This is a genomic window from Bacillus sp. AR2-1, assembly GCF_008368755.1.
In the GTDB taxonomy this organism is placed as follows: domain Bacteria; phylum Bacillota; class Bacilli; order Bacillales; family Bacillaceae_G; genus Bacillus_A; species Bacillus_A wiedmannii.
In genome coordinates, this window is the sequence record NZ_QORY01000008.1 from 472,632 (window position 1) to 497,859 (window position 25,228).

25 protein-coding genes and 1 other annotated feature are annotated in these 25,228 nt (G+C 37.7%); all 25 genes read left to right on the forward strand.

Annotation, left to right across the window (positions count from 1 at the left end):
* The first annotated feature begins 4 nt into the window (after positions 1-4).
* The 25 genes from ftsZ (at position 5) to pyrE (ending at position 25,197) form a co-directional block, all read left to right on the forward strand.
* Entirely contained in the window at positions 5-1,159 is a 1,155-nt protein-coding gene (gene ftsZ, locus DT250_RS12265) for a cell division protein FtsZ (protein WP_000888983.1), read from the forward strand.
* A gap of 313 nt (positions 1,160-1,472) precedes the next feature.
* Complete coding sequence (gene spoIIGA, locus DT250_RS12270; protein WP_149213086.1) at positions 1,473-2,390, forward strand: sigma-E processing peptidase SpoIIGA; 918 nt, start codon at positions 1,473-1,475, stop codon at positions 2,388-2,390.
* A 19-nt stretch (positions 2,391-2,409) separates the two neighbouring features.
* The gene (gene sigE / locus DT250_RS12275) at positions 2,410-3,129 is read left to right on the forward strand and encodes an RNA polymerase sporulation sigma factor SigE (RefSeq protein WP_000976947.1); all 720 of its coding nucleotides are present in this window, start codon (positions 2,410-2,412) and stop codon (positions 3,127-3,129) included.
* A gap of 157 nt (positions 3,130-3,286) precedes the next feature.
* The gene (gene sigG, locus DT250_RS12280; protein WP_000197753.1) at positions 3,287-4,066 is read left to right on the forward strand and encodes an RNA polymerase sporulation sigma factor SigG; all 780 of its coding nucleotides are present in this window, start codon (positions 3,287-3,289) and stop codon (positions 4,064-4,066) included.
* Positions 4,067-4,238: 172 nt separating this feature from the next.
* Positions 4,239-4,517, forward strand: a complete 279-nt coding sequence (locus DT250_RS12285; protein ID WP_000619414.1) for a YlmC/YmxH family sporulation protein — start codon at positions 4,239-4,241, stop codon at positions 4,515-4,517.
* 117 nt (positions 4,518-4,634) lie between these two features.
* The gene (pgeF, locus tag DT250_RS12290; protein ID WP_046956465.1) at positions 4,635-5,453 is read left to right on the forward strand and encodes a peptidoglycan editing factor PgeF; all 819 of its coding nucleotides are present in this window, start codon (positions 4,635-4,637) and stop codon (positions 5,451-5,453) included.
* Positions 5,450-6,124 (forward strand): YggS family pyridoxal phosphate-dependent enzyme, encoded by a 675-nt coding sequence (locus DT250_RS12295; protein ID WP_000218035.1) that lies wholly within the window; start codon positions 5,450-5,452, stop codon positions 6,122-6,124. Before pgeF ends, DT250_RS12295 begins: the two co-directional genes overlap by 4 nt.
* A 19-nt stretch (positions 6,125-6,143) precedes the next feature.
* A complete protein-coding gene (locus DT250_RS12300; protein WP_000119131.1) occupies positions 6,144-6,614 on the forward strand; it encodes a cell division protein SepF in 471 nt (156 codons plus the stop codon).
* 6 nt (positions 6,615-6,620) lie between these two features.
* The gene (locus DT250_RS12305) at positions 6,621-6,884 is read left to right on the forward strand and encodes a YggT family protein (RefSeq protein WP_000259082.1); all 264 of its coding nucleotides are present in this window, start codon (positions 6,621-6,623) and stop codon (positions 6,882-6,884) included.
* 15 nt (positions 6,885-6,899) lie between these two features.
* Positions 6,900-7,667: a YlmH family RNA-binding protein gene (locus DT250_RS12310; RefSeq protein WP_000029706.1), complete on the forward strand. Its 768-nt coding sequence runs from the start codon at positions 6,900-6,902 to the stop codon at positions 7,665-7,667.
* Between the two features lie 89 nt (positions 7,668-7,756).
* Positions 7,757-8,263, forward strand: a complete 507-nt coding sequence (gene divIVA, locus DT250_RS12315; RefSeq protein WP_001131609.1) for a septum site-determining protein DivIVA — start codon at positions 7,757-7,759, stop codon at positions 8,261-8,263.
* 51 nt (positions 8,264-8,314) lie between these two features.
* Positions 8,315-8,539, forward strand: a binding site (T-box leader).
* A gap of 71 nt (positions 8,540-8,610) precedes the next feature.
* Positions 8,611-11,376, forward strand: a complete 2,766-nt coding sequence (ileS2, locus tag DT250_RS12320; protein ID WP_149213087.1) for an isoleucine--tRNA ligase — start codon at positions 8,611-8,613, stop codon at positions 11,374-11,376.
* A 157-nt stretch (positions 11,377-11,533) separates the two neighbouring features.
* Positions 11,534-11,863, forward strand: coding sequence for a TraR/DksA C4-type zinc finger protein (locus DT250_RS12325; RefSeq protein WP_001004658.1), 330 nt, complete (start codon positions 11,534-11,536; stop codon positions 11,861-11,863).
* 124 nt (positions 11,864-11,987) lie between these two features.
* Positions 11,988-12,446: a lipoprotein signal peptidase LspA gene (gene lspA, locus DT250_RS12330; protein WP_000642186.1), complete on the forward strand. Its 459-nt coding sequence runs from the start codon at positions 11,988-11,990 to the stop codon at positions 12,444-12,446.
* Positions 12,447-12,450: 4 nt separating this feature from the next.
* Positions 12,451-13,359 (forward strand): RluA family pseudouridine synthase, encoded by a 909-nt coding sequence (locus DT250_RS12335; RefSeq protein WP_000005846.1) that lies wholly within the window; start codon positions 12,451-12,453, stop codon positions 13,357-13,359.
* 203 nt (positions 13,360-13,562) lie between these two features.
* On the forward strand, positions 13,563-14,105 hold the full coding sequence (gene pyrR / locus DT250_RS12340; protein ID WP_001156490.1) for a bifunctional pyrimidine operon transcriptional regulator/uracil phosphoribosyltransferase: 543 nt from the start codon (positions 13,563-13,565) through the stop codon (positions 14,103-14,105).
* A gap of 146 nt (positions 14,106-14,251) precedes the next feature.
* Positions 14,252-15,535 carry a uracil permease gene (uraA, locus tag DT250_RS12345; protein ID WP_000435919.1) on the forward strand — a complete coding sequence of 428 codons (1,284 nt, stop codon included), beginning with the start codon at positions 14,252-14,254 and terminating at the stop codon, positions 15,533-15,535.
* 148 nt (positions 15,536-15,683) lie between these two features.
* Positions 15,684-16,598, forward strand: a complete 915-nt coding sequence (gene pyrB, locus DT250_RS12350; RefSeq protein WP_048546070.1) for an aspartate carbamoyltransferase — start codon at positions 15,684-15,686, stop codon at positions 16,596-16,598.
* Positions 16,582-17,868: a dihydroorotase gene (gene pyrC, locus DT250_RS12355; RefSeq protein ID WP_001108374.1), complete on the forward strand. Its 1,287-nt coding sequence runs from the start codon at positions 16,582-16,584 to the stop codon at positions 17,866-17,868. Before pyrB ends, pyrC begins: the two co-directional genes overlap by 17 nt.
* On the forward strand, positions 17,865-18,962 hold the full coding sequence (locus tag DT250_RS12360) for a carbamoyl phosphate synthase small subunit (RefSeq protein WP_097889660.1): 1,098 nt from the start codon (positions 17,865-17,867) through the stop codon (positions 18,960-18,962). The genes pyrC and DT250_RS12360 overlap by 4 nt, the downstream gene beginning before the upstream one ends.
* The gene (carB, locus tag DT250_RS12365; RefSeq protein ID WP_046957415.1) at positions 18,947-22,165 is read left to right on the forward strand and encodes a carbamoyl-phosphate synthase large subunit; all 3,219 of its coding nucleotides are present in this window, start codon (positions 18,947-18,949) and stop codon (positions 22,163-22,165) included. Before DT250_RS12360 ends, carB begins: the two co-directional genes overlap by 16 nt.
* Positions 22,162-22,941: a dihydroorotate oxidase B electron transfer subunit gene (pyrK, locus tag DT250_RS12370; protein WP_000983346.1), complete on the forward strand. Its 780-nt coding sequence runs from the start codon at positions 22,162-22,164 to the stop codon at positions 22,939-22,941. Before carB ends, pyrK begins: the two co-directional genes overlap by 4 nt.
* Positions 22,938-23,867 (forward strand): dihydroorotate oxidase B catalytic subunit, encoded by a 930-nt coding sequence (pyrD, locus tag DT250_RS12375; protein WP_149213088.1) that lies wholly within the window; start codon positions 22,938-22,940, stop codon positions 23,865-23,867. Before pyrK ends, pyrD begins: the two co-directional genes overlap by 4 nt.
* A complete protein-coding gene (gene pyrF / locus DT250_RS12380; RefSeq protein WP_097889662.1) occupies positions 23,852-24,568 on the forward strand; it encodes an orotidine-5'-phosphate decarboxylase in 717 nt (238 codons plus the stop codon). The genes pyrD and pyrF overlap by 16 nt, the downstream gene beginning before the upstream one ends.
* Entirely contained in the window at positions 24,565-25,197 is a 633-nt protein-coding gene (pyrE, locus tag DT250_RS12385; RefSeq protein WP_149213089.1) for an orotate phosphoribosyltransferase, read from the forward strand. Before pyrF ends, pyrE begins: the two co-directional genes overlap by 4 nt.
* The last annotated feature ends 31 nt before the right edge of the window (positions 25,198-25,228 follow it).

The window sequence follows — 25,228 nt, forward strand, 5'->3', positions numbered from 1 at the left end:
CGACATGTTAGAGTTTGATACTACTCAAGATCAATTAGCGAATATAAAAGTTATCGGTGTCGGCGGTGGCGGAAACAATGCTGTAAACCGTATGATTGAACACGGTGTACAAGGTGTAGACTTTATCGCTGTGAATACTGATGCACAAGCATTAAATCTATCAAAAGCTGAAACAAAAATGCAAATTGGTGGAAAATTAACACGTGGACTTGGTGCAGGTGCAAACCCTGAAGTAGGGAAAAAAGCTGCAGAAGAAAGTAAAGAACAGATCCAAGAAGCACTTCGTGGTGCGGATATGGTCTTCGTAACTGCTGGTATGGGCGGCGGAACTGGAACTGGTGCAGCTCCAGTTGTTGCTCAAGTTGCAAAAGAATTAGGGGCATTAACAGTTGGTGTTGTGACACGTCCATTTACATTTGAAGGACGTAAACGTGCAACGCAAGCAGCATCTGGTATTGCGGCATTTAAAGAAAATGTAGATACACTTATTGTAATTCCAAACGATCGCTTATTAGAGATTGTTGATAAAAATACGCCGATGTTAGAAGCATTCCGTGAAGCAGATAACGTATTACGTCAAGGTGTTCAAGGTATTTCTGATTTAATTGCAACACCAGGTTTAATTAACTTAGACTTCGCAGACGTAAAGACAATTATGTCTAATAGAGGTTCTGCTTTAATGGGTATTGGTTCTGGTAATGGAGAAAATCGTGCTGCTGAAGCTGCGAAAAAAGCGATTTCTAGTCCATTATTAGAAACATCTATTGATGGAGCTCAAGGTGTTATCATGAACATTACGGGTGGAGCTAACTTAAGCTTATATGAAGTACAAGAAGCGGCAGACATTGTAGCTTCAGCTTCAGATCCAGAAGTAAATATGATCTTCGGTTCTGTTATTAATGAAGGATTAAAAGATGATATCGTTGTAACTGTAATTGCAACTGGTTTTGATGATAGTGCTTCGACGCAGCCACCAAAACCAATTATCCGTCCGACTGCGAATCACACGCAACAACAGCAACAGCAAGTAGCTCAACCTTCAAAACAACGTGAAGTTAAGCGTGAAATGAAACGTGAAGAGCCGGTTGTGCATGAGCGTCATACAGATTCAGATGACATCGATATTCCAGCATTCTTACGTAACCGTCGTAGACGATAAAAGAAAAGGAGCTTTTATGCTCCTTTTTTGTTTTATACAGGGAAAAGATCTGCTAAGCAGGTCTTTTTTTATTTTATATATTTCGATTTAGCCCGCTATTTGCTGGGCAGCCTGATTGGTGTGGGGTGATTAAAGTTTCACTTAATATATAAGTAAAAAGATATAGTATTCTATGAAACATATACTTTTATTTTTTACCGACAGATTTTGTCTAGAAAGCACAAAATAACAAAAAAACACCTCCGCAAATTGACACACTTTCCTATTGGATATGCATTATACTAGTCTCAACTTAAAAAAAGAGGTGAATTGTTTGGTTGTTTACGCCGACGTTGTTTGGTTGTTAAACGCCTGCATTGATTTTCTTTTACTTTTATTAACAGCAACCGTGTTAAAAAAGAAGATCAAAAGATGGAGGCTTGTGTTAGGGGCATTTATAGGTTCAAGCATTGTTATTTTTGCCTTTACTCCTTTTGCTTCTATGATGACACATCCAATTATGAAACTACTGTACTCGTTACTTATTGTGTATACAGCATTTGGGTTTACAACGTTTAGAAACTATGCACAAACTGTTTTTACTTTTTACTTTGTAACCTTTATGGTTGGCGGAGGGTTAATTGGGACTCATTTCTTTTTGCAAACGAATGAAATGGTAAATGGATTGGTTCAATCTCAATCAATTTCTTACGGTGATCCAATTAGCTGGCTGTTTGTTGTTTTTGGTTTTCCAGTAATTTATTATTTTTCTAAAAAGCGTATTGAAAGCGTAGAGGTTACAAAAATACACTATGACCAAATTGTGAAATTGAAAATTCAATTAGCTGAAGAGGAACTAGAACTCGCAGGTTTAATTGATAGTGGGAACCAACTTTACGACCCGTTAACAAAAACACCCGTTATGATTATGCATATTTCATCATTAGAGCATTGCTTGCCAGCTTGGTTAACAGAACAAATTTATTCCAAAACAGAGATTCCTCAAATACCAGAAAATGATTCTGGCTGGGCGACAAAATTACGCTTAATTCCTTTCAGAGCAGTAGGAGTAGAGAATCAATTTTTATGGGCAATTAAGCCAGACAGTGTGCAAATTTATCATGAAGGTAGTTCTATTGTAGTCAGCAAAGTATTGATTGGATTAAATACACAACAGTTGTCAACCAATGGAGAGTATCAATGTATTGTGCATCCGAAAATGTTAATTTCGCAAAAAATGGTAATTGCTTAATAATGGGAGGCGGGATAATATGATGAAATTAAAATTTTATTTAGTATACCTTTGGTATAAAGTATTGTTGAAATTAGGAATTAAGACCGATGAAATTTATTATATCGGTGGAAGTGAAGCGTTGCCACCACCGTTAACGAAAGAAGAAGAGGAAGTTCTTTTGAATAAATTGCCAAAAGGAGATCAGGCAGCAAGATCGTTACTGATTGAACGCAACTTACGGTTAGTTGTATATATAGCAAGAAAGTTTGAAAATACAGGGATAAATATTGAAGATTTGATTAGTATAGGAACAATCGGCCTTATTAAAGCAGTGAATACATTTAATCCGGAAAAGAAAATAAAATTAGCGACATATGCCTCACGTTGTATAGAAAATGAAATTTTAATGCATTTGCGTCGGAATAATAAAAATCGTTCAGAAGTTTCTTTTGACGAACCGCTTAACATCGATTGGGATGGGAATGAACTTTTGTTATCAGATGTATTAGGTACAGATGATGATATTATTACAAAAGATTTAGAAGCTACTGTAGATCGTCATCTTCTAATGAAAGCATTGCATCAATTAAATGATCGTGAAAAACAAATTATGGAACTTCGGTTTGGGCTTGCTGGAGAAGAGGAAAAGACGCAAAAAGATGTGGCGGATATGCTTGGGATTTCACAGTCATACATTTCGCGTTTAGAAAAAAGAATCATAAAAAGATTACGAAAAGAATTTAATAAAATGGTGTAAAGAATAAGACCAGCCGTTATCTAGGCTGGTCTTATTCTCTTTCGTTGTATGAGAAGAGACAACGAAAATGAAAAATGAAGAGAAAACCGCATGCATAAAATCCCCTTCAAAGGAAATACTTTACACTGTACAGCAACTCCCGATAGGAGGGAACACTTTGACGAGAAACAAAGTAGAAATTTGCGGTGTTGATACAGCTAAACTTCCCGTACTAAAAAATGATGAAATGCGTAAATTATTTCGTGAAATGCAAAGTGGAGAGATAAGCGCAAGAGAGAAATTAGTGAATGGAAACTTACGTCTTGTACTGAGCGTCATCCAAAGATTTAATAACAGAGGAGAATATGTTGACGATTTATTTCAAGTTGGTTGCATCGGACTTATGAAATCCATTGATAACTTTGATTTAGGCCAAAATGTAAAATTTTCAACGTATGCTGTGCCGATGATTATTGGGGAAATACGCAGATATTTGCGTGATAATAATCCGATTCGCGTATCTCGATCATTACGAGATATTGCGTATAAAGCGTTACAAGTAAGAGAGAAATTGATTGCAGAAAATTCAAAAGAACCAACAGCAATGGATATTGCAAAAGTGCTTGAAGTGACTCATGAAGAAATTGTTTTTGCATTAGATGCGATTCAAGATCCAGTTTCATTATTTGAACCGATTTATAACGATGGGGGAGATCCTATCTTTGTTATGGATCAGTTAAGTGATGAAAAACAAAAGGACGAGCAGTGGGTTGAAGAGTTAGCACTAAAAGAAGGGATGAAGCGTTTAAATGATCGTGAGAAAATGATTATTCGAAAACGTTTCTTTCAAGGAAAGACACAAATGGAAGTTGCAGAAGAAATTGGGATTTCTCAAGCACAAGTGTCACGTTTAGAGAAATCAGCTATTAAACAAATGAATAAGACGATTCAAGGATAAGGTTTCACCATTTATGGTGAAACCTTTTTATATGTAATATAGTTTGTCTTCGCTCATAGTAGGGAAGCTGTGTTCATATAATGAAAATAATATGGGATTAGTAGAGGGTGCTTCCTGTTAATTTGAGAAACAGTGTTTTTTCAATTCGTCATATATAAGGGAGAGGATGAAAATGATAAGAATTTCGGAGTTGCAGATGAAAGAGATAATAAATGTTTCAGATGGAAAAAGGCTTGGGAATATTGGAGATATTGAAATTGATATGAACACAGGGAAGATCGGGTCTATTATTATTTCCAAACAGGCACGTATGTTAGGGATCTTTGGGAAGGATGTAGAAATTGTAATTCCTTGGGAGGAAATTATGAAAATTGGGGAAGATGTCATACTTGTTAGAGTAAATCCTGTTAATTCTGTAACAGAATCAATACAAACACCGACAATTTCATAAAGAATATTACAAATTCCTCTTTTTTTTCTGTTGGCATTATGAAAAAATAAAAGTATGGTAAAATAGACAGGAAGTACCATGCTTTTTTATGTTATTTTAATTAAAAGGAGTCACTTTATGAGACAACCATTTAAATATGTGGACGGTATACTGTATTTACAAGCGTGGAAAGAACTTGGAAACATTACTGCTGGATTTACGACAAAAGATGGTGGGGTAAGTACGGGCTCCTTTCATGCGATGAATTTAGGATTACATGTGAATGATATCGTGGAGAACGTTCATGAAAACAGACGCATTTTAGCAAATAAGTTACAAAAACCATTAGAAAACTGGATTTGCTCTGAACAAGTTCATGATCATCATGTTGAAAAAGTAGGACAACAGGAAAAAGGAAGTGGCGTCTATTCATATGAAGACGGCATTTCAAAAACAGATGGCATTTATACGACTAATAATGATGTTCTTCTAACATCATGTTACGCGGATTGTGTTCCACTCTATTTTTATGCACCATCACATGGTATGATAGGACTTGCGCATGCTGGATGGAAAGGGACTGTAAAAGAGATTGCAAAGGAAATGATTCAAAAATGGAATGCAGAAGGGATTTCAAGTGATGAAATTCATGTTGCAATTGGACCAGCAATTGGATCTTGTTGTTACGTTGTTGATGATCGAGTGTTAACAGCAGCAGAGCAAGTAGTAAACGGCTCTGTCCCTTATAAAAAAATTTCTGATGGGCAGTACGCAATTAATTTAAAAGAAATTAATCGTATATTATGTGTACAATCAGGCATAAAAGAAGAGAATATTGTAATGTCATCTCTTTGTACAAGCTGTGAAGAACAACTATTTTTCTCTCATCGTCGTGATCAAGGTAAGACAGGAAGAATGTTGAGTTTCATAGGTTTTAAGGAGGAAGAAAGCAAGTGACAGTACAAAAAAATTTAACAACTGTAAATGAAGCAATTAAACAATCTTGCGTACGAGCGGGACGTTCGTTGCAAGATATTAAACTCGTTGCGGTTACAAAAACGGTAGGAATTGAAAAAACAAACGAAGTAATTGAAGCTGGAATTATCGATTTAGGTGAAAATAGAAATGAAAGTTTCTTACAGAAGTACGAACATTTCGGTTCAAAAGTGAATTGGCATTTTATTGGATCATTACAAACGAGAAAAGTAAAAGAAATCATTAATGAAATTGATTATTTACATTCGTTAGATCGTCTTTCACTTGCAAAAGAAATTCAAAAACGTGCTGATAAGAAAGTGAAATGTTTTATTCAAGTGAAAACATCATCTGAAGAATCAAAGCAAGGATTGGCAATAGAAGAAACCGTTTCTTTTATTCAAAGTTTGCAAGAATTGGATAAGATTGAAGTGGTGGGACTAATGACAATGGCTCCGTTTACAGAAGAAGAGGAAGAAATCAGACGCTGTTTTAAGGAGTTGTGTATGCTACAAACAGAGGTGCAGGAGCTAGAATTATTACATGCGCCATGTAAAGAATTATCAATGGGAATGTCTAATGATTACACGATTGCAATTGAAGAAGGTGCTACATATATTCGTTTGGGGACGATTTTAGTAGGAAAAGCGTAAAAGGAAGGAGAATCTTATTATGAGTTGGTCAAAAGTAAAATACTTCTTTTTTGATACACCGGAAGAAAAAGAAGCAGCTCAATATAGTTATGAAAAGGAGCAAACAGACATGAAGAAGCAGCAAGATCCGCCAGAACAACAAGATGTTGCGTTTCCAAAAGCGCAACCGAAACAAAATGTTGTGAGCATTGAAACGGCAAAGCAATCTTCAAAAGTTGTTTTATTAGAACCACGCACATATTCGGAAGCACAAGGGATTTCGGACCATTTAAAAGGTAGACGAGCTGTTGTGATTAATTTACAACGAATGTCTACTGATCAAGCTGTACGTATCGTTGACTTTTTAAGTGGTACTGTATACGCTATAGGCGGGGACATTCAAAAAATAGGACCGAAAACATTTATGTGTACCCCTGAAAATGTAGATATTGTTGGTGCAATTTCAGAGTTATTCGGTGAAGAAGAAGACACAAATATAAAGAGGTGGTAATACGCCATGGTAACAGTTTTAAACGTTTTAATTACTGCTATCGAGATCTACTCGTGGGCACTTATTATTTACATTCTTCTATCATGGTTCCCTGGTGCAAAGGAATCAACTTTTGGAGAAATTCTTGCGCGTATTTGTGAACCGTATTTAGAACCATTTCGCAGATTTATTCCGCCGCTTGGTATGATTGATATCTCTCCACTCGTTGCGATTTTCACGTTAAAGCTTGCTACGAATGGTTTAATAAGTATATTCAACTATTTCTTATAGTAAGAGGTTAAATACATGAGCATCTATGAACATTTCAGACCCGATGAAGAGGTCTTTGTGGATAAGGTGTTAGAGTGGAAGCGAGCAGCGGAGTACCATCAAGTGAAGTTAACAGACTTCCTTGATCCAAGACAACAACAAATTGTCACTATGGTAATAGGACAAGGGGATGTTGCTGTACAGTTTGATGGTGCAACGCCTCATGCAGAGCGTAAGAGAGCACTCATTTATCCGGACTATCTAGTAGTGAATGAAGAGGAATTTCAAGTAGAAGTATTGGAAATTGACTATCCTTCCAAGTTTTATACGCTAGAACATAGGCAAATATTAGGTACATTTATGTCTCTTGGTCTAACGAGAGAAAAATGTGGTGATATTTTGCTTCAAGAAGATCGTGCCCAAATTGTAGTCGCGAAAGAAGTTGTATCTTATATTGAGATGAACTTACAATCTATAGGGAAAGTGAAAGTCTCCTTATCACCAGTGCAAGGAGAAAAAATTCTACAGATGCAAGAAACGTGGGGAGAGAAATCTGGAACGGTTTCTTCACTTCGTTTAGATGTTATGTTAGCTGAAATGTTACATATATCCAGACAAAAAGTACAACCTTTCATAAAAAATGGTTTAGTAAAAGTTAATTGGAAAACAGTGGAGCAAACTTCTTATGAATGTTATCCAGGAGATGTTTTTTCAGTGAGAGGATATGGACGAAGTAAATTGTTTTCTGTAGAAGGTAGAACAAAGCGCGACAAATGGAGAATTTTGTATGGTATACTAAAATGATTGGTTTTTTAGAAGGAAATCCTCCTATTTTGTCGAAGAAAAGATATAATTGAAATAGGAAATTTAGATAACTACTTGGAGGTGGCGTTGTGCCGTTAACACCATTAGATATTCATAACAAAGAATTTGGTCGCGGATTCCGTGGCTATGATGAAGATCAAGTAAATGAGTTTCTTGATCAAATTATCAAAGATTATGAATTAGTCATTCGTGAGAAAAAAGCTCTAGAAGAAAAAGTTGCGCAATTAGAAGGGAAGTTAGATCATTTCTCTAATATTGAAGATACGTTAAACAAATCTATCATCGTTGCACAAGAAGCAGCGGAAGAAGTAAAACGTAATGCGCAAAAAGAAGCAAAATTAATCGTACGTGAAGCTGAAAAGAATGCAGACCGTATTATTAACGAAGCGTTAGTAAAATCAAGAAAAGTTGCCTTTGATATTGAAGAGCTAAAGAAACAAGCGAAAGTATTCCGCACTCGTTTCCGTATGTTATTAGAAACACAGCTTGAAATGTTAAACAACGATGATTGGGATAAACTAATTGAGTTAGAAGACGAAGTAGATGAACTGTTGAAAAAAGAAGAAACAGTGTAAGCTTGACGTTTTTCTCATTATTACATATAATTTTAAACAACATATTTATTAAGAAAAACGAAGATAGGGATAAGTACCTTTTTCATACCTTATATAGCGAACTGAGGATGGTGTAAGCTCAGGATAAGGAGATAATGGGAATATCACCCTGGAGTTCCGCGCTGAACAAATAGAGTAAGCGTAGGCGTATATTCGCGTTAAGAATATAAAGAGGATTGTATACATACGTATAGGATCTACTAGGGTGGTACCGCGGGAGACTTTCTCGTCCCTTTTTGGGATGAGAAGGTCTCTTTTTTATTCCGTTTTTTAAGTGTTTCTTTTATACATGTAAGGAGGAATTGAGCATGGAGTACAAAAATACATTACTAATGCCAAAAACAGAGTTCCCAATGCGTGGGAATTTACCAAAACGTGAGCCTGCAATGCAAGAACAGTGGGCTGAAATGAATATTTATGAAAAGGTACAAGAACATACGAAAGGTCGTCCTTTATTTGTACTGCATGATGGACCTCCATATGCGAATGGTGACATTCATATGGGACATGCATTAAATAAAGTGTTAAAAGACTTTATTGTTCGTTATAAATCAATGACTGGTTACTGCGCACCATATGTACCGGGTTGGGATACACACGGTTTACCAATTGAGCAAGCTTTAACAAATAAAGGTGTAAAGCGTAAAGAAATGACAGTTGCTGAGTTCCGTAAGTTATGTGCAGAGTATGCATATGAACAAGTAGAACGTCAACGTGAACAATTTAAGCGTTTAGGTGTACGTGCAGATTGGGATAACCCATATATTACTTTAGAGCCGGCTTATGAAGCGCAACAAATTAAAGTGTTCGGTGATATGGCGAAAAAAGGTTATATCTATAAAGGGCAGAAACCAGTTTACTGGTCTCCAACGAGTGAATCAGCTTTAGCAGAAGCTGAAATTGAATACCAAGATAAAAAATCAGCATCTATTTACGTAGCATTCCCTGTAAAAGACGGAAAGAACGTATTAGAAGGTGATGAGAAATTCATTATCTGGACAACAACACCTTGGACGTTACCTGCAAACTTAGGTATTTCTGTTCACCCAGAACTTGAATACGCTATTGTAAAAGTAAATGCTGAAAAATATATTATTGCTTCTGAACTATTTGAGACAGTTGCAAAAACGTTAGAGTGGGAAAATGCTGAAGTTGTGAAAACGGTAAAAGGTAGCGAACTTGAGTATACAGTTGCAAAACATCCATTCTACGATCGTGATTCATTAGTTATGCTAGGAGATCACGTAACAACAGATGCAGGTACAGGTTGTGTTCATACAGCACCAGGACACGGGGAAGATGACTTCGTTGTTGGTAAAAAGTATGGATTAGAAGTACTTTGCCCAGTTGATGATAAAGGTGTATTAACAAATGAAGCACCTGGATTTGAAGGCTTATTCTATGATAAAGCTAACAAGCCAATTACAGAAAAATTAGAAGAAGTAGGCGCGTTACTGAAGCTAACATTCATTACGCATTCATACCCACATGATTGGAGAACGAAAAAACCAATTATTTTCCGTGCGACAGCACAGTGGTTTGCATCTATTGAAGCGTTCCGTAAAGAATTATTAGAAGCTGTTGCGGAAACAAAATGGGTACCAGCATGGGGAGAAACTCGTCTTCATAATATGGTTCGTGACCGTGGTGACTGGTGTATTTCTCGTCAGCGTGCATGGGGTGTGCCAATCCCTGTATTCTATGCAGAGAATGGTGATCCAATTATTACAGATGAAACAATTAACCATGTAGCAGATTTATTCCGTGAGCACGGTTCTAACGTATGGTTTGAGCGTGAAGCGAAAGATCTATTACCAGAAGGATTTACACATACAGGTAGCCCAAATGGTGAATTCCGTAAAGAAACAGACATCATGGATGTATGGTTCGATTCAGGTTCTTCTCACCAAGCAGTATTAGAAGAGCGCGAAGACTTACAACGTCCAGCTGATTTATATTTAGAAGGATCTGACCAGTATCGTGGTTGGTTTAACTCTTCATTATCAACAGCAGTTGCTGTAACAGGTAAAGCTCCATATAAAGGCGTACTAAGCCATGGTTTCGTATTAGATGGTGAAGGTCGTAAAATGAGTAAGTCGATTGGAAACATCGTCGTACCGAAGAAAATTATGGATCAATTAGGTGGAGATATTTTACGCTTATGGGTATCTTCTGTTGACTATCAATCTGATGTACGTATTTCAGATGATATTTTAAAACAAGTAGCAGAAGTGTATCGTAAAATCCGTAACACATTCCGTTTCTTATTAGGAAACTTAGATGACTTTAAGCCAAGTGAAAATACAGTAGCTGTAGCTGAACTTCGTGAAGTAGATCGTTACATGTTAGTGAAATTAAATGACTTAATTACAAAAGTAAAAGAAGCATATGAAACATACGACTTCGCTGCTGTGTATCATGCAATTCATAACTTCTGTACAATTGATTTAAGTTCATTCTACTTAGACTTTGCAAAAGACATTTTATACATTGAAGGTGCAAACCATGAAGATCGTCGTGCAATTCAAACTGTATTATATGATGTTCTTGTTGCATTGACGAAACTTGTAACACCAATCTTACCGCATACAGCTGATGAAGTATGGCCATACATTCCGGGTGTAACAGAAGAAAGTGTACAATTAACTAATATGCCAGAAGCTGTACAATTAGATGGTGCGGAAGCATTAAAAACAAAATGGGATGCATTTATGACGCTGCGTGATGACGTATTAAAAGCGTTAGAAGTAGCTCGTAATGAGAAAGTAATCGGTAAGTCATTAAATGCAAGTATTACGCTATATCCGACTGTAGAAATGAAAACTATGTTAGAGTCTATTAGCGAAGACTTAAAGCAATTATTCATCGTTTCTGAGTATAAACTTGGTGGTATGATGGAAGAAGCGCCAGCAGATGCGCCGAAGTATGAGCATACAGCGGTTGTTGTTGCTCAAGCAACTGGTGAAACATGTGAACGTTGTTGGGTAGTTTCAGAAACAATTGGTAAAGACGCTGAACATGATACGTTATGTGAGCGTTGTGCAACAGTTGTTAAAGAAAACTATGTAAAATAATAAAAAAACTGACTGTGCGTAAGTACAGTCAGTTTTTTTGTTGATGATATATTAAAATAACTTTCACTCTCTTTCCTATGAAGGAAAAATGTGTGTGAGGTAAGCATAGAAATTTCGGACACACTAATCGTACATTGCAGCTGGGAGGAATGTACACGTGAATGAAATGTATATGGAAATCAAAGAAGAATTGCAATTGATGCGAAAAGAGTTACAAGAGAGGCTAGCTAAAGAGGTCATGCACAAATATGATACAGAGTTTAGCGAAGAGCTTGGATATGAAATTAAGGAAGAGATAAAGAAAAAACTCCTATTACATGATATAAAAGAGGACTTAAAAGATGTAGAACGTGCATTATTTAAAATGGAAATAGATATGTATGGTATTTGTGAAGAAACGGGGAGAGCCATTTCGGTAAAACAAATGAAGACGATGCCGACTGCCCGTACCATTCATGAATTTTTCTATGAAAAAGTAAATGTATGAATGCGCACAACGATATTATATTACCTTTTTTTAATTTATTTTATTCTTCTATAAAGGTTCATTGTGAAAAGGTTGCAGCTATGCTAAAATTTTGAGGTACACTGTCTTTGTGGGGGAAATGAAAATGATATATTATGTAATAGCGTTATTTGTCATTGCCATCGATCAAATATCGAAATGGCTAATTGTAAAGAACATGGAATTGGGTACGAGCATTCCGATTATCGATAATGTATTATACATAACATCACATCGAAATAGAGGAGCTGCCTGGGGGATTTTAGAAAATAAAATGTGGTTTTTCTACATTATTACAGTCGTTTTTGTAGTATTTATCGTAATTTATATGCAAAAATATGCGAAAACAGACAAACTTCTAGGGATTTCATTAGGTCTAATATTAGGCGGAGCAATTGGTAATTTCATTGATCGTGTATTTAGACAAGAAGTAGTGGATTTCATTCACGTGTATATTTTCTCGTACAACTATCCAGTATTCAATATAGCTGATTCAGCATTATGTATTGGTGTTGTATTAATTATTATTCAAACATTATTAGAAGGCAAGAAAACGAAGGAGTAATTGAATGAGTGAAGTAGTACAAGTAACAGTTGCAGAAGAACAAAAAAGTGAGCGAATTGATAAATTCGTTGCAGAAATAAACAGTGAATGGTCACGTTCACAAGTACAACAATGGATTAAAGATGATGTCGTTACAGTTAATGGAAAATCGGTAAAAGTGAATTATAAAGTTAAAGAAAACGATGAAATTACAGTAACGATTCCTGATCCAGAAGAGTTAGATATCCAAGCAGAAGATATGGGCTTAGAAATTTATTATGAAGATGCAGATGTACTCGTTGTAAATAAGCCACGTGGTATGGTTGTACATCCAGCTCCAGGGCATACAAGCGGTACGCTTGTAAACGGACTTATGCACCATTGTACAGACCTGTCAGGTATTAACGGTGTAATGCGTCCTGGTATTGTGCATCGTATTGATAAAGATACATCTGGACTATTAATGGTTGCTAAAAATGATGTGGCGCATGAGTCACTTGTAAATCAACTTGTAGCAAAAACAGTAACAAGACGTTACAAAGCGATTGTACACGGTGTGATTCCGCATGATAAAGGAACGATCGATGCGCCAATTGGTCGCGATAAGAAAGAACGTCAAAGCATGACAGTTGATGAAAATGGTAAGAATGCTGTTACACACTTCCAGGTGTTAGAACGCTTTAAAGATTTTACACTTGTAGAATGTCGCTTAGAAACGGGACGTACGCACCAAATTCGTGTTCATATGAAATATATTGGCTATCCACTTGCAGGAGATCCGAAGTATGGTCCGAAGAAAACATTAGACATGAATGGACAAGCACTTCACGCAGGTATTTTAGGGTTTGACCATCCTCGTACTGGTGAATATATTCAGTTTGAGGCACCGATTCCAGAAGTGTTTGAAGACGCATTAAATATTTTACGGAAATAGTATTGACAAATCATAAGAAAACTGAGATACTGACAACAGTTAAATAATGATCCTTTAACACAGCCCCGTGAGGTTGAGAAGGTAACGGTTTGAAATATATAGGGTATGCTGTACCCTTTTTTCAAAAGTCCTCTCGCACACGCTGAGAGGACTTTTTTTATACCATTACTCTCACGCAAGAAAAAAGCTTGGAGGTGTAGAGCATGCAAGAGAAAGCTGTCGTTTTAGATGACCAAATGATTCGCCGCGCTTTAACACGAATTAGTCATGAAATCGTGGAACGAAATAAAGGTGTCGATAATTGTGTTCTTGTCGGAATTAAAACTCGTGGAATTTTTATTGCACAACGTTTGGCAGAACGAATTGGTCAAATTGAAGGAAAAGAAATGGAAGTTGGAGAGCTAGATATTACGTTATATCGTGATGATCTAACACTACAATCGAAAAATGAAGAACCACTTGTAAAAGGTTCTGATATCCCTGTAGATATTACGAAGAAAAAAGTTATCCTTGTGGATGATGTATTATATACAGGAAGAACAGTTCGAGCAGCAATGGATGCTCTTATGGATTTAGGTAGACCATCACAAATCCAACTGGCGGTTCTTGTTGATAGAGGTCATCGTGAACTACCAATTCGCGCTGATTATGTAGGAAAGAACATTCCAACATCAAGTGAAGAGCGTATCGAAGTTGATTTGCAAGAGACAGATCAACAAGATCGAGTAAGCATATACGATAAGTAAAGCCCTTTTAAATGTAGTCCTGTGAGGCTGCCAAAGGGTCTTGGCTTTCATATGTCAAATTTGGCATACGAAAGTGTAGGACTCTTTGTGCACAGGCACAAAGAGTTTTTTTATTGCAAAGATTTAAACTGAAGGAGGATGTAACAATGGAACAAAAGCCAGTGTTAGACGTTAATGAAGTACCGAAACCGGGAAAATGGTTATTTTTAAGTATACAACATTTGTTCGCGATGTTTGGATCAACAGTGCTTGTTCCGTTTTTAACAGGATTGAATCCGTCAGTAGCATTAATATCAAGTGGATTAGGAACGCTAGCGTTTCTTCTTATAACGAAAGGTCAAGTACCTGCCTATCTAGGATCATCATTCGCCTTTATCGCACCGATTATAACAGCGAAAACAGCAGGTGGACCTGGAGCAGCAATGCTTGGTGGTTTGTTTGCAGGACTTGTGTACATCTTAATCTCACTCGGAATTAAGAAGTCAGGATCAGAGTGGATTATGAAATTACTTCCGCCAATCGTAGTTGGTCCAGTCGTAATGGTAATCGGTCTAGCTTTAGCACATACAGCAGTTAACATGGCGATGAACGGTGCGGATGGCAAATATAGCTTTACACACTTTTCAGTAGCATTAGTAACATTAGCAATTACAATTATCTGCTCTATATTCGGAAGAGGGTTTTTCAGTATCATACCAGTGTTACTGGGCATTATCGGCGGATATATCTTTGCTTACTTCCAAGGGCTAGTAAACTTAAAGCCGGTAGCTGAGGCAAAATGGTTTGTTGTACCAGATTTCACAGTACCATTTGTAACATATACTCCGGAGTTTTCGTGGAAGATTGTACTCTTGATGGTACCAGTAGCATTAGTAACAATTTCAGAACATATCGGACATCAAATTGTACTAGGAAATGTTATTAAAAGAGATTTAATTGAAAAACCAGGTTTACATCGCTCAATCTTCGGTGATGGAATAGCAACATTGATTGCATCACTAATAGGTGGACCACCGAATACAACGTATGGTGAAAACATCGGTGTGTTAGCAATTACGAGAGCATACAGTGTATACTTATTCATCGGCTCAGCAGTGTTTGCAATCATGTTCGGATTTATCGGTAAGATTTCTGCACTGATTCATTCGATCCCAACACCAGTTATGGGTGGTGTATCAATCTTACTATTCGGTGTAATTGCATCAAGCGGATTACGCATGATGGTAGATGATAAAACAGACCTAAGTGACAAACGAAACTTAATGATTGCATCAGTAATACTAGTAATCGGTATTGGTGGAGCGGTACTCCACGTAGGAGAATCGTTCCAAGTAGAAGGAATGGCACTAGCAGCAATTGTGGGTGTACTATTAAATCTACTACTACCAGAAACGAAACAAATAAAACAATCTAAGCAGATTGCTTCATAATAATAACCTTTTAATTCAGTCCTGTGAGACCGGAAAGGGTGGCTTCTTCCTTGCACCCTAGCCTCAAATGACTAGGGTATTTTTATGCAAAAGTTGTTATAAAAATACAAAAGTGGTAACATAAAAATCAGAAAGATGAGGGATGACGATGAGCCATTTGTTAACGATGAGTGAATTATCGGAAGTAGAAATTTCAGAAATCCTAAAAGACGCAGAAGATTTCGCGAATGGAAAAGAGAGCAAAACGACAGAGCAAACTTTTGTTGCGAACTTGTTCTTTGAGAATAGTACGAGAACGAGATTTAGCTTTGAAGTTGCTGAGAAGAGATTAGGACTTGAAGTTTTAAACTTTTCAGCGGATGCATCAAGCGTACAAAAAGGAGAAACTTTATACGATACGATAAGAACACTGGAATCAATCGGAACAAAAGCGGTGATCGTCCGCCATGAGCAAGATCGCTACTTCGATGAACTAAAAGAACAGGTAAATATCCCAATCTTAAACGCTGGAGATGGATGTGGAAACCATCCAACGCAGTGCCTACTCGATCTTCTTACAATTAAACAAGAGTTTGGAAGATTTGAAGGATTAAAGATTGCGATAGTAGGAGATATTCGTCATAGCCGAGTAGCACGTTCTAATGCAGAAGCATTAACGAAACTGGGTGCAACAATTTACTTTGCAAGTCCAGAAGAGTGGAAAGATGAAGACAGCACGTTTGGAACATACAAACCATTAGATGAACTTGTTCCAGAAGTGGATGTAATGATGTTACTTCGTGTACAACATGAGCGTCATGATCATTATGAAACAGACATTATGAAAGAGTATCATGAGAAACACGGATTAACAGTGGAAAGAGAAAAGCGTATGAAAGAAGGAAGCATTATTATGCATCCAGCTCCTGTAAACCGTGATGTTGAAATTGCAAGTGAACTTGTTGAGTGTGAGCGTTCACGCATATTTAAACAAATGGAAAATGGAGTTTACGTAAGAATGGCTGTACTAAAACGCGCCTTACCAAATGTATTAGGAGGAATGAAACATGAATTACTTGTTTAAAAATGGTCGTTATATGAATGAAGAAGGAAAAATCGTAGCAACAGATCTTCTCGTACAAGACGGTAAAATCGCTAAGGTAGCAGAAAATATTACGGCAGATAATGCTGAAGTAATCGATGTGAACGGAAAGTTAATCGCACCTGGATTAGTAGATGTACACGTACACCTTCGTGAACCAGGTGGTGAACATAAAGAAACAATTGAAACAGGTACACTAGCAGCGGCAAAAGGTGGATTCACTACAATTTGTGCAATGCCAAATACACGCCCAGTACCAGATTGCAGAGAACATATGGAAGACTTGCAAAATCGTATTAAAGAAAAAGCGCATGTCAACGTACTACCATACGGAGCAATTACAGTACGCCAAGCTGGTTCTGAAATGACAGATTTCGAAACATTAAAAGAACTTGGAGCATTTGCTTTCACTGATGACGGTGTAGGCGTACAAGATGCTAGCATGATGTTAGCTGCTATGAAGCGTGCAGCGAAATTAAATATGGCAGTAGTTGCGCATTGTGAAGAGAATACTCTTATTAATAAAGGTTGTGTACATGAAGGGAAGTTTTCTGAGAAACACGGATTAAACGGTATCCCATCAGTATGTGAATCTGTACATATTGCAAGGGATATACTGCTTGCTGAAGCGGCAGATTGTCACTATCACGTATGTCACGTAAGTACGAAAGGTTCTGTACGCGTAATTCGAGATGCGAAACGCGCTGGAATTAAAGTAACAGCAGAAGTAACACCTCATCACTTAGTGTTATGTGAAGATGATATCCCATCAGCTGATCCTAACTTTAAAATGAACCCGCCGCTTCGTGGAAAAGAAGATCACGCAGCACTAATTGAAGGTTTATTAGATGGAACAATTGATATGATCGCAACTGATCATGCACCGCATACAGCGGAAGAGAAAGCGCAAGGAATTGAAAGAGCACCATTTGGAATTACTGGTTTTGAAACAGCATTCCCACTTCTATACACAAACCTTGTGAAAAAAGGAATTATTACATTAGAGCAGTTAATTCAATTCTTAACAGAAAAACCAGCTGATACATTCGGCTTAGAAGCAGGTCGCCTGAAAGAAGGTAGAACAGCTGATATTACAATCATTGATTTAGAACAAGAAGAAGAGATTGACCCAACAACATTCTTATCAAAAGGAAAAAATACACCATTCGCAGGTTGGAAATGCCAAGGATGGCCGGTAATGACAATCGTTGGTGGTAAGATCGCATGGCAAAAGGAGAGTGCATTAGTATGAAAAGACAACTTATCTTAGAAGATGGAACAGTATTAATTGGAAAAGGTTTCGGAGGAGAAATCGAAAAGTCAGGTGAGGTTGTATTTACAACAGGAATGACTGGATATCAAGAAACATTATCTGATCCATCATATTGCGGTCAAATCGTAACATTCACGTACCCATTAATCGGAAACTACGGCATCAACCGTGACGATTTTGAATCAATTCACCCATCTGTAAATGGTTTAATCGTAAACGAAATTTGTGATCATCCATCAAACTTCCGTAATGAAATTTCGTTAAATGATTACTTAAAAGAAAGAAATATCCCAGGGTTAGCAGGAATTGATACAAGAAAATTAACGAGAAAAATTCGTCAATACGGTACATTACGTGGACGTCTATGTAACATGGATGCAGATGTGGAATACATCGTGAGCCAATTAAAAGCGACAGTCTTTACAGATCACGTGAAACGCGTATCAACGAAAGATCCATACCCAAGCCCAGGCCGTGGACACCGAGTTGTACTTGTAGACTTCGGAATGAAACATGGTATTTTACGAGAATTAAATAAACGTGACTGTGATGTAATTGTAGTACCTTACAATACAACAGCAGAAGAAATTTTACGTCTTAGCCCAGATGGAATTATGTTAAGTAACGGACCTGGAGATCCAAAAGATGTACCAGAAGCAATTGAAATGTTAAAAGACATTATCGGTAAAGTTCCTTTATTCGGAATTTGCTTAGGACATCAACTATTCGCTCTAGCATCTGGTGCGAATACAAGTAAGTTAAAATTCGGTCACCGTGGTTTAAACCATCCGGTAAAACATCTTGCAACTGGAAAAGTAGCAATTACATCTCAAAATCATGGTTACGCAGTAGAAGATGAATCAGTTAAAAATACAGAACTTGAAATTACACATGTTGCTTTAAATGATGGAACAGTAGAAGGTCTTCGTCATACGAAGTTCCCAGCATTTACAGTACAATACCATCCAGAAGCTTCTGCAGGACCAGAAGATGCAAACGATTTGTTCGAAGATTTCTTAGCAATGATTGAAAACTTCAAGAAAGAAGGGGAAGAGTTATGCCAAAACGCCTAGACATTAACACAATTTTAGTAATCGGATCAGGACCAATTGTAATTGGGCAAGCAGCAGAGTTTGACTACTCTGGTACACAAGCTTGTCAATCTCTTAGAGAAGAAGGTTACAAAGTAATCCTTGTTAACTCTAACCCAGCAACAATTATGACAGATACTGCAACGGCAGATAAAGTATATATAGAACCATTAACACTAGAATTCGTAAGCCGTATCATTCGTAAAGAACGTCCAGATGCAATCTTACCAACATTAGGTGGTCAAACAGGCCTGAATATGGCTGTTGAACTTGCGAAATCAGGCATACTTGAAGAGTGCGGAGTTGAAATTTTAGGAACAAAATTATCAGCAATCGAGCAAGCGGAGGATCGTGATTTATTCCGTACCTTAATGCAGGAATTAAATGAACCAATTCCATCTAGTACCATTATTCATACGCTAGAAGAAGCACATGAATTTGTAAAAGAAATTGGATATCCAGTTATTGTTCGTCCAGCATTTACAATGGGGGGAACAGGTGGCGGAATCTGTAGTAATGAAGAAGAACTAATTGAAATCGTATCAGGTGGATTAAAACATAGTCCGGTAACACAATGTTTATTAGAAAAGAGCATTGCTGGTTGTAAGGAAATTGAATATGAAGTAATGCGTGATTCAAATGATAACGCGATTGTAGTATGTAACATGGAAAATATCGATCCAGTTGGGGTTCACACAGGTGATTCTATCGTTGTAGCACCGAGCCAAACATTAAGTGACCGTGAATATCAAATGTTACGAAACACTTCATTACGAATTATTCGTGCATTAGGAATTGAAGGTGGATGTAACGTTCAGCTTGCACTTGATCCACATAGCTTCCAATATTATGTAATCGAAGTAAACCCGCGTGTAAGTCGTTCATCTGCACTAGCATCTAAAGCAACTGGATATCCAATTGCGAAGCTAGCGGCAAAAATTGCAGTCGGTTTAACATTAGATGAAATTATAAATCCAGTAACACAAAAAACATATGCTTGTTTCGAACCAGCATTAGACTATGTTGTGTCAAAAATTCCACGCTGGCCATTTGATAAGTTTGAATCAGCAAACAGAACACTGGGTACACAAATGAAGGCAACTGGTGAAGTTATGTCAATCGGACGTAACTTAGAGCAATCATTATTAAAAGCGATTCGTTCTTTAGAACTTGGTGTTTATCACTTAGAGTTAGAGCATTTAAAAGAGCTTGATAAAGAGACAATGAAAAAACGCATTATAAAAGCTGATGATGAGCGACTGTTTATTGTAGCAGAAGCAATTCGTCAAGGTGTAACGAAAGAAGAAATCAACAATTGGTGTGAAATGGACTTCTTCTTCTTACAAAAAGTTGAAAATATCGTAAACATGGAACGCGAAGTAAAAGCAAATGTAGGAAATATGGAAGTATTACAATCAGCGAAGGAAATGGGCTTCAGTGACCATTACATCGCCAATGCTTGGAACAAAACAGAGCGTGAAATTTACGATATGCGTAAAGAAAGCAACATAACTCCTGTTTATAAAATGGTAGATACTTGTGCGGCAGAGTTTGAATCTGCAACACCATACTACTACAGCACATATGGTGACGAGAATGAATCAGTTAGAACAGATCGTAAGAGTGTAGTAGTTCTAGGATCTGGTCCAATCCGTATCGGTCAAGGTGTTGAGTTTGACTATGCAACAGTTCACTCTGTATGGGCAATTAAAGAAGCGGGATATGAGGCAATCATTGTTAATAACAATCCAGAAACAGTTTCAACAGACTTCAGTATTTCTGACAAATTATACTTTGAACCATTAACAATCGAAGATGTAATGCACATTATCGATTTAGAAAAACCAGAAGGTGTTATCGTCCAATTCGGTGGACAAACGGCAATTAACTTAGCTGCTAAATTAGAGGCTCACGGTGTGAAAATCTTAGGAACATCACTTGAAGATTTAGACCGTGCAGAAGATCGTGATAAGTTTGAAGCAGCTCTAACACAACTTGGTATTCCGCAACCAGTTGGTAAAACAGCAACGACTGTAGAGCAAGCGGTAGCAATCGCTGACAAAATTGGTTACCCAGTATTAGTAAGACCATCTTACGTACTAGGTGGACGCGCGATGGAAATCGTATATCGTCAAGAAGAACTGCTGCACTACATGAAAAATGCGGTTAAAGTTCACGCAGATCACCCAGTATTAATCGATCGTTACATGGTTGGTAAAGAAATTGAAGTAGATGCAATTTCAGACGGTGAGAATGTATTCATTCCAGGTATTATGGAACATATTGAACGCGCTGGAGTTCACTCTGGTGACTCAATCGGAGTATATCCACCGCAAAGCTTATCTGCAAAACTGAAAGAACAAATTATTGAACATACAATTGCACTTGGAAAAGGTTTAAACATTGTTGGATTACTAAACATTCAGTTTGTAGTATTCAAAGATGAAGTGTATGTAATTGAAGTAAATCCACGTGCGAGTCGTACAGTACCATTCTTAAGTAAAATTACAGGCGTACCGATGGCGAATGTTGCAACGAAAGTTATTTTAGGTCAAGATCTTGTAGAACAAGGATATGGAACTGGTTATCACCCAGAAGAGAAAGAAGTGTATGTAAAAGCACCGGTATTCTCATTTGCGAAGCTACGTTCAGTTGATACAACATTAGGACCTGAAATGAAATCAACAGGGGAAGTAATGGGTAAAGACTTAACACTTGAAAAAGCATTATACAAAGGGTTAGTTGCTTCAGGAATTAACATCCCAACGCACGGATCAGTAATCATCACTGTAGCGGATAAAGATAAAGAAGAAGCAATGGAAATTGCAAAACGTTTCCACGAAATCGGCTATAACTTATTAGCAACAGCTGGAACAGCACAATCGTTAGCAGAGCAAAACATTCCAGTGCAAGTTGTAAATAAAATTGATTCTGAAGAATACAACTTACTTGATATTATCCGTCAAGGAAAAGCACAGTTTGTAATCAATACATTAACAAAAGGCAAACAACCAGCGCGTGATGGTTTCCGCATTCGCCGTGAATCAGTAGAAAATGGTGTGGCTTGCTTAACATCACTTGATACAACGAGAGCAATCTTACGAGTACTAGAATCTATGACATTCTCAGCTCATTCAATGAAAGAAATTACGCAAACGAAGCGTCACGAGGTGGTACATGCATGATGCAAAAGCAAAATATGATCGTCGTTAACCAAAAAGAAATCGCAAAAAACATTTACGAATTAGTGCTTCAAGGGGATCTAGTGCAGCAAATGAACGATCCAGGGCAGTTTGTACACATTAAGGTAGCAGAGGGCATTACGCCCCTTCTGCGCCGCCCAATTAGTATTTGTAATGTCGATCAAGACAAGAACGAATTTACAATGCTATATCGTGCGGAAGGACAAGGAACAAAAACATTAGCGAAAAGAAAACAAGGCGAACTTGTAGATGTGTTAGGACCACTTGGACATGGTTTTCCTGTAGAAGAAGCGGAAGCTGGACAAACGGCTCTATTAGTTGGAGGGGGAATTGGTGTACCACCACTATATGAATTGTCACAGCGTCTTGTAGCAAAGGGAGTACGCGTTATTCACATCTTAGGTTTCCAAACGAAAGATGTTGTCTTCTATGAAGAGAAATTCGCAGAGCTTGGTGATACGTATGTTGCAACAGTTGATGGTACGCATGGTACAGAAGGCTTTGTAACAGATGTAATTGATAGCTATGGAATCGACTTTGACATTCTATACTCATGTGGACCTTTAGCGATGCTTCGTGCATTAGAAGGACGCTATAAAGAGAGAAAAGCCTACATTTCATTAGAAGAGCGTATGGGCTGTGGCATTGGAGCATGTTTTGCATGTGTATGCCATTTACAAGCAGATCCGAGTGGACATTCTTACAAGAAGGTGTGTAGCGACGGACCAGTATTTCCAATCGGGGAGGTTGTACTATGAACAGATTGCAAGTTGAATTACCAGGGTTATCATTAAAAAATCCAATCATCCCAGCATCTGGTTGCTTCGGATTTGGTCGTGAGTATGCACAGTTCTATGATTTAAGTGTACTTGGATCAATTATGATTAAAGCGACAACAGAACAGCCTCGTTACGGAAACCCAACGCCTCGTGTTGCGGAAACACCAGGCGGAATGCTAAATGCAATCGGGCTTCAAAATCCTGGATTAGAAAAGGTAATGAATTCTGAATTACCTTTTCTCGAGCAATTTGATCTTCCGATTATTGCGAATGTTGCTGGCTCACAAGCTGAGGATTATGTAGCAGTTGCGAAAGAAATTTCAAAGGCACCTAATGTTCATGCGCTAGAATTAAATATTTCTTGTCCAAACGTAAAAACGGGTGGTATCGCTTTTGGTACGAATCCTGAAATTGCTGCTGATTTAACGAAGCGAGTAAAAGAGGTTTCTGAAGTACCGGTATATGTGAAATTGTCACCGAACGTGGCAAACATTGTGGAGATTGCAAAAGCAATTGAAAATGCGGGTGCGGACGGTTTAACGATGATTAATACATTGCTTGGTATGCGTCTAGATTTAAAAACAGCTAAACCAATTTTAGCAAACCGTACAGGCGGATTATCAGGTCCTGCGATTAAGCCAGTAGCAATTCGTATGGTACATGAAGTAAGTCAAGCGGTTAACATTCCGATTATCGGAATGGGTGGTATTGAAACTGCGGAAGATGTAATTGAATTCTTCTATGCTGGCGCAAGCGCGGTTGCAGTTGGAACAGCGAACTTTATCGATCCGTTCGTATGTCCGACAATTATTGAAGAATTACCAGCATTACTAGATGAATTAGGATTTGATCATATTTCGGAATGTCAAGGAAGGGGCTGGAAACAAACATGTCACAGTCGTTAATCGTTGCACTAGATTTTCCAGGGAAACAAGATGTAGAACAATTCTTACACCACTTTGAAGGGGAAGAGTTATTTGTCAAAGTGGGTATGGAGTTATTTTACAAAGAAGGCCCTGCGATTATTACGTACTTAAAAGAAAAAGGGCATAAGATCTTCCTAGATTTAAAACTTCATGATATTCCGAATACAGTAAAAAGCGCTATGCGTAGCCTAGCTAGTCTAGATGTTGATATGGTAAATGTTCATGCTGCTGGGGGAAGCAGTATGATGAAAGCTGCGATTGAGGGATTAGAGGAAGGTAAGCAAGAAGGAAAAGAGAGACCGATTTGTATTGCAGTTACACAACTAACAAGCACTTCGGAAGCTATGATGAAAAAAGAGATTGGCATTGAGAAAACGTTAGAAGAAGCGGTTGCTCATTATGCAAAACTAACGAAAGAAAGTGGACTTGATGGTGTTGTTTGTTCAACACTTGAAGTTCCGAAATTACGTGAAGTATGCGGAAATGAATTTGTAACAGTAACACCGGGGATTCGTCTTGCAAGCGATGATGTAAATGACCAGGTGCGCGTAGCAACACCGAAACGTGCGAGGGAACTTGGCTCAAGCTACATCGTAGTTGGACGTAGTATTACAAAAGCGGGAAATCCGCTTGAAGCGTATAAAACAGTAAAACAACAGTGGGAAGGTGTAACAGTATGAAAAAAGAAATCGCATCGCATTTATTAGAAATTGGAGCAGTATTTTTACAACCGAATGATCCATTCACTTGGTCTTCAGGTATGAAATCACCAATTTATTGTGATAATCGTTTAACTTTATCTTATCCAAAAGTACGTCAAGCGATTGCAGCTGGATTAGAAGAGTTAATTAAAGAGCACTTCCCAACTGTAGAAGTTATTGCAGGAACAGCAACTGCTGGTATTGCGCACGCTGCATGGGTAAGCGATCGTATGGATTTACCAATGTGCTACGTGCGTAGTAAAGCAAAAGTTCACGGTAAAGGGAACCAAATCGAAGGAAAAGCTGAAAAAGGTCAAAAAGTAGTAGTAGTAGAAGACTTAATTTCAACTGGCGGTAGTGCAATTACATGTGTAGAAGCACTTCGCGAAGCTGGCTGTGAAGTATTAGGAATCGTATCAATCTTCACATACGAGCTTGAGTCAGGAAAAGAGAAACTAGAAGTAGCAAACGTAGCATCATATTCTTTAAGTGATTACAGTGCATTAACTGAAGTTGCAGCAGAAAAAGGTATGATCGGACAAGCTGAAACGAAAAAATTACAAGAGTGGCGTAAAAATCCAGCTAATGAAGCTTGGATCACAGCGTAACACGAAAAAAGACGACCGCGGGGGAACGCGG

Excerpts from the sequence above, each read along its gene's own strand:
- ftsZ (WP_000888983.1), top strand. The coding sequence starts at position 5 with ATGTTAGAGTTTGATACTACTCAAGATCAATTAGCGAATATAAAAGTT.
- sigE (WP_000976947.1), top strand. The coding sequence starts at position 2,410 with ATGATGAAATTAAAATTTTATTTAGTATACCTTTGGTATAAAGTATTG.
- DT250_RS12285 (WP_000619414.1), top strand. The coding sequence starts at position 4,239 with ATGATAAGAATTTCGGAGTTGCAGATGAAAGAGATAATAAATGTTTCA.
- pgeF (WP_046956465.1), top strand. The coding sequence starts at position 4,635 with ATGAGACAACCATTTAAATATGTGGACGGTATACTGTATTTACAAGCG.
- DT250_RS12300 (WP_000119131.1), top strand. The coding sequence starts at position 6,144 with ATGAGTTGGTCAAAAGTAAAATACTTCTTTTTTGATACACCGGAAGAA.
- DT250_RS12305 (WP_000259082.1), top strand. The coding sequence starts at position 6,621 with ATGGTAACAGTTTTAAACGTTTTAATTACTGCTATCGAGATCTACTCG.
- DT250_RS12310 (WP_000029706.1), top strand. The coding sequence starts at position 6,900 with ATGAGCATCTATGAACATTTCAGACCCGATGAAGAGGTCTTTGTGGAT.
- ileS2 (WP_149213087.1), top strand. The coding sequence starts at position 8,611 with ATGGAGTACAAAAATACATTACTAATGCCAAAAACAGAGTTCCCAATG.
- lspA (WP_000642186.1), top strand. The coding sequence starts at position 11,988 with ATGATATATTATGTAATAGCGTTATTTGTCATTGCCATCGATCAAATA.
- DT250_RS12335 (WP_000005846.1), top strand. The coding sequence starts at position 12,451 with ATGAGTGAAGTAGTACAAGTAACAGTTGCAGAAGAACAAAAAAGTGAG.
- pyrR (WP_001156490.1), top strand. The coding sequence starts at position 13,563 with ATGCAAGAGAAAGCTGTCGTTTTAGATGACCAAATGATTCGCCGCGCT.
- uraA (WP_000435919.1), top strand. The coding sequence starts at position 14,252 with ATGGAACAAAAGCCAGTGTTAGACGTTAATGAAGTACCGAAACCGGGA.
- pyrB (WP_048546070.1), top strand. The coding sequence starts at position 15,684 with ATGAGCCATTTGTTAACGATGAGTGAATTATCGGAAGTAGAAATTTCA.
- pyrC (WP_001108374.1), top strand. The coding sequence starts at position 16,582 with ATGAATTACTTGTTTAAAAATGGTCGTTATATGAATGAAGAAGGAAAA.
- DT250_RS12360 (WP_097889660.1), top strand. The coding sequence starts at position 17,865 with ATGAAAAGACAACTTATCTTAGAAGATGGAACAGTATTAATTGGAAAA.
- carB (WP_046957415.1), top strand. The coding sequence starts at position 18,947 with ATGCCAAAACGCCTAGACATTAACACAATTTTAGTAATCGGATCAGGA.
- pyrK (WP_000983346.1), top strand. The coding sequence starts at position 22,162 with ATGATGCAAAAGCAAAATATGATCGTCGTTAACCAAAAAGAAATCGCA.
- pyrD (WP_149213088.1), top strand. The coding sequence starts at position 22,938 with ATGAACAGATTGCAAGTTGAATTACCAGGGTTATCATTAAAAAATCCA.
- pyrF (WP_097889662.1), top strand. The coding sequence starts at position 23,852 with ATGTCACAGTCGTTAATCGTTGCACTAGATTTTCCAGGGAAACAAGAT.
- pyrE (WP_149213089.1), top strand. The coding sequence starts at position 24,565 with ATGAAAAAAGAAATCGCATCGCATTTATTAGAAATTGGAGCAGTATTT.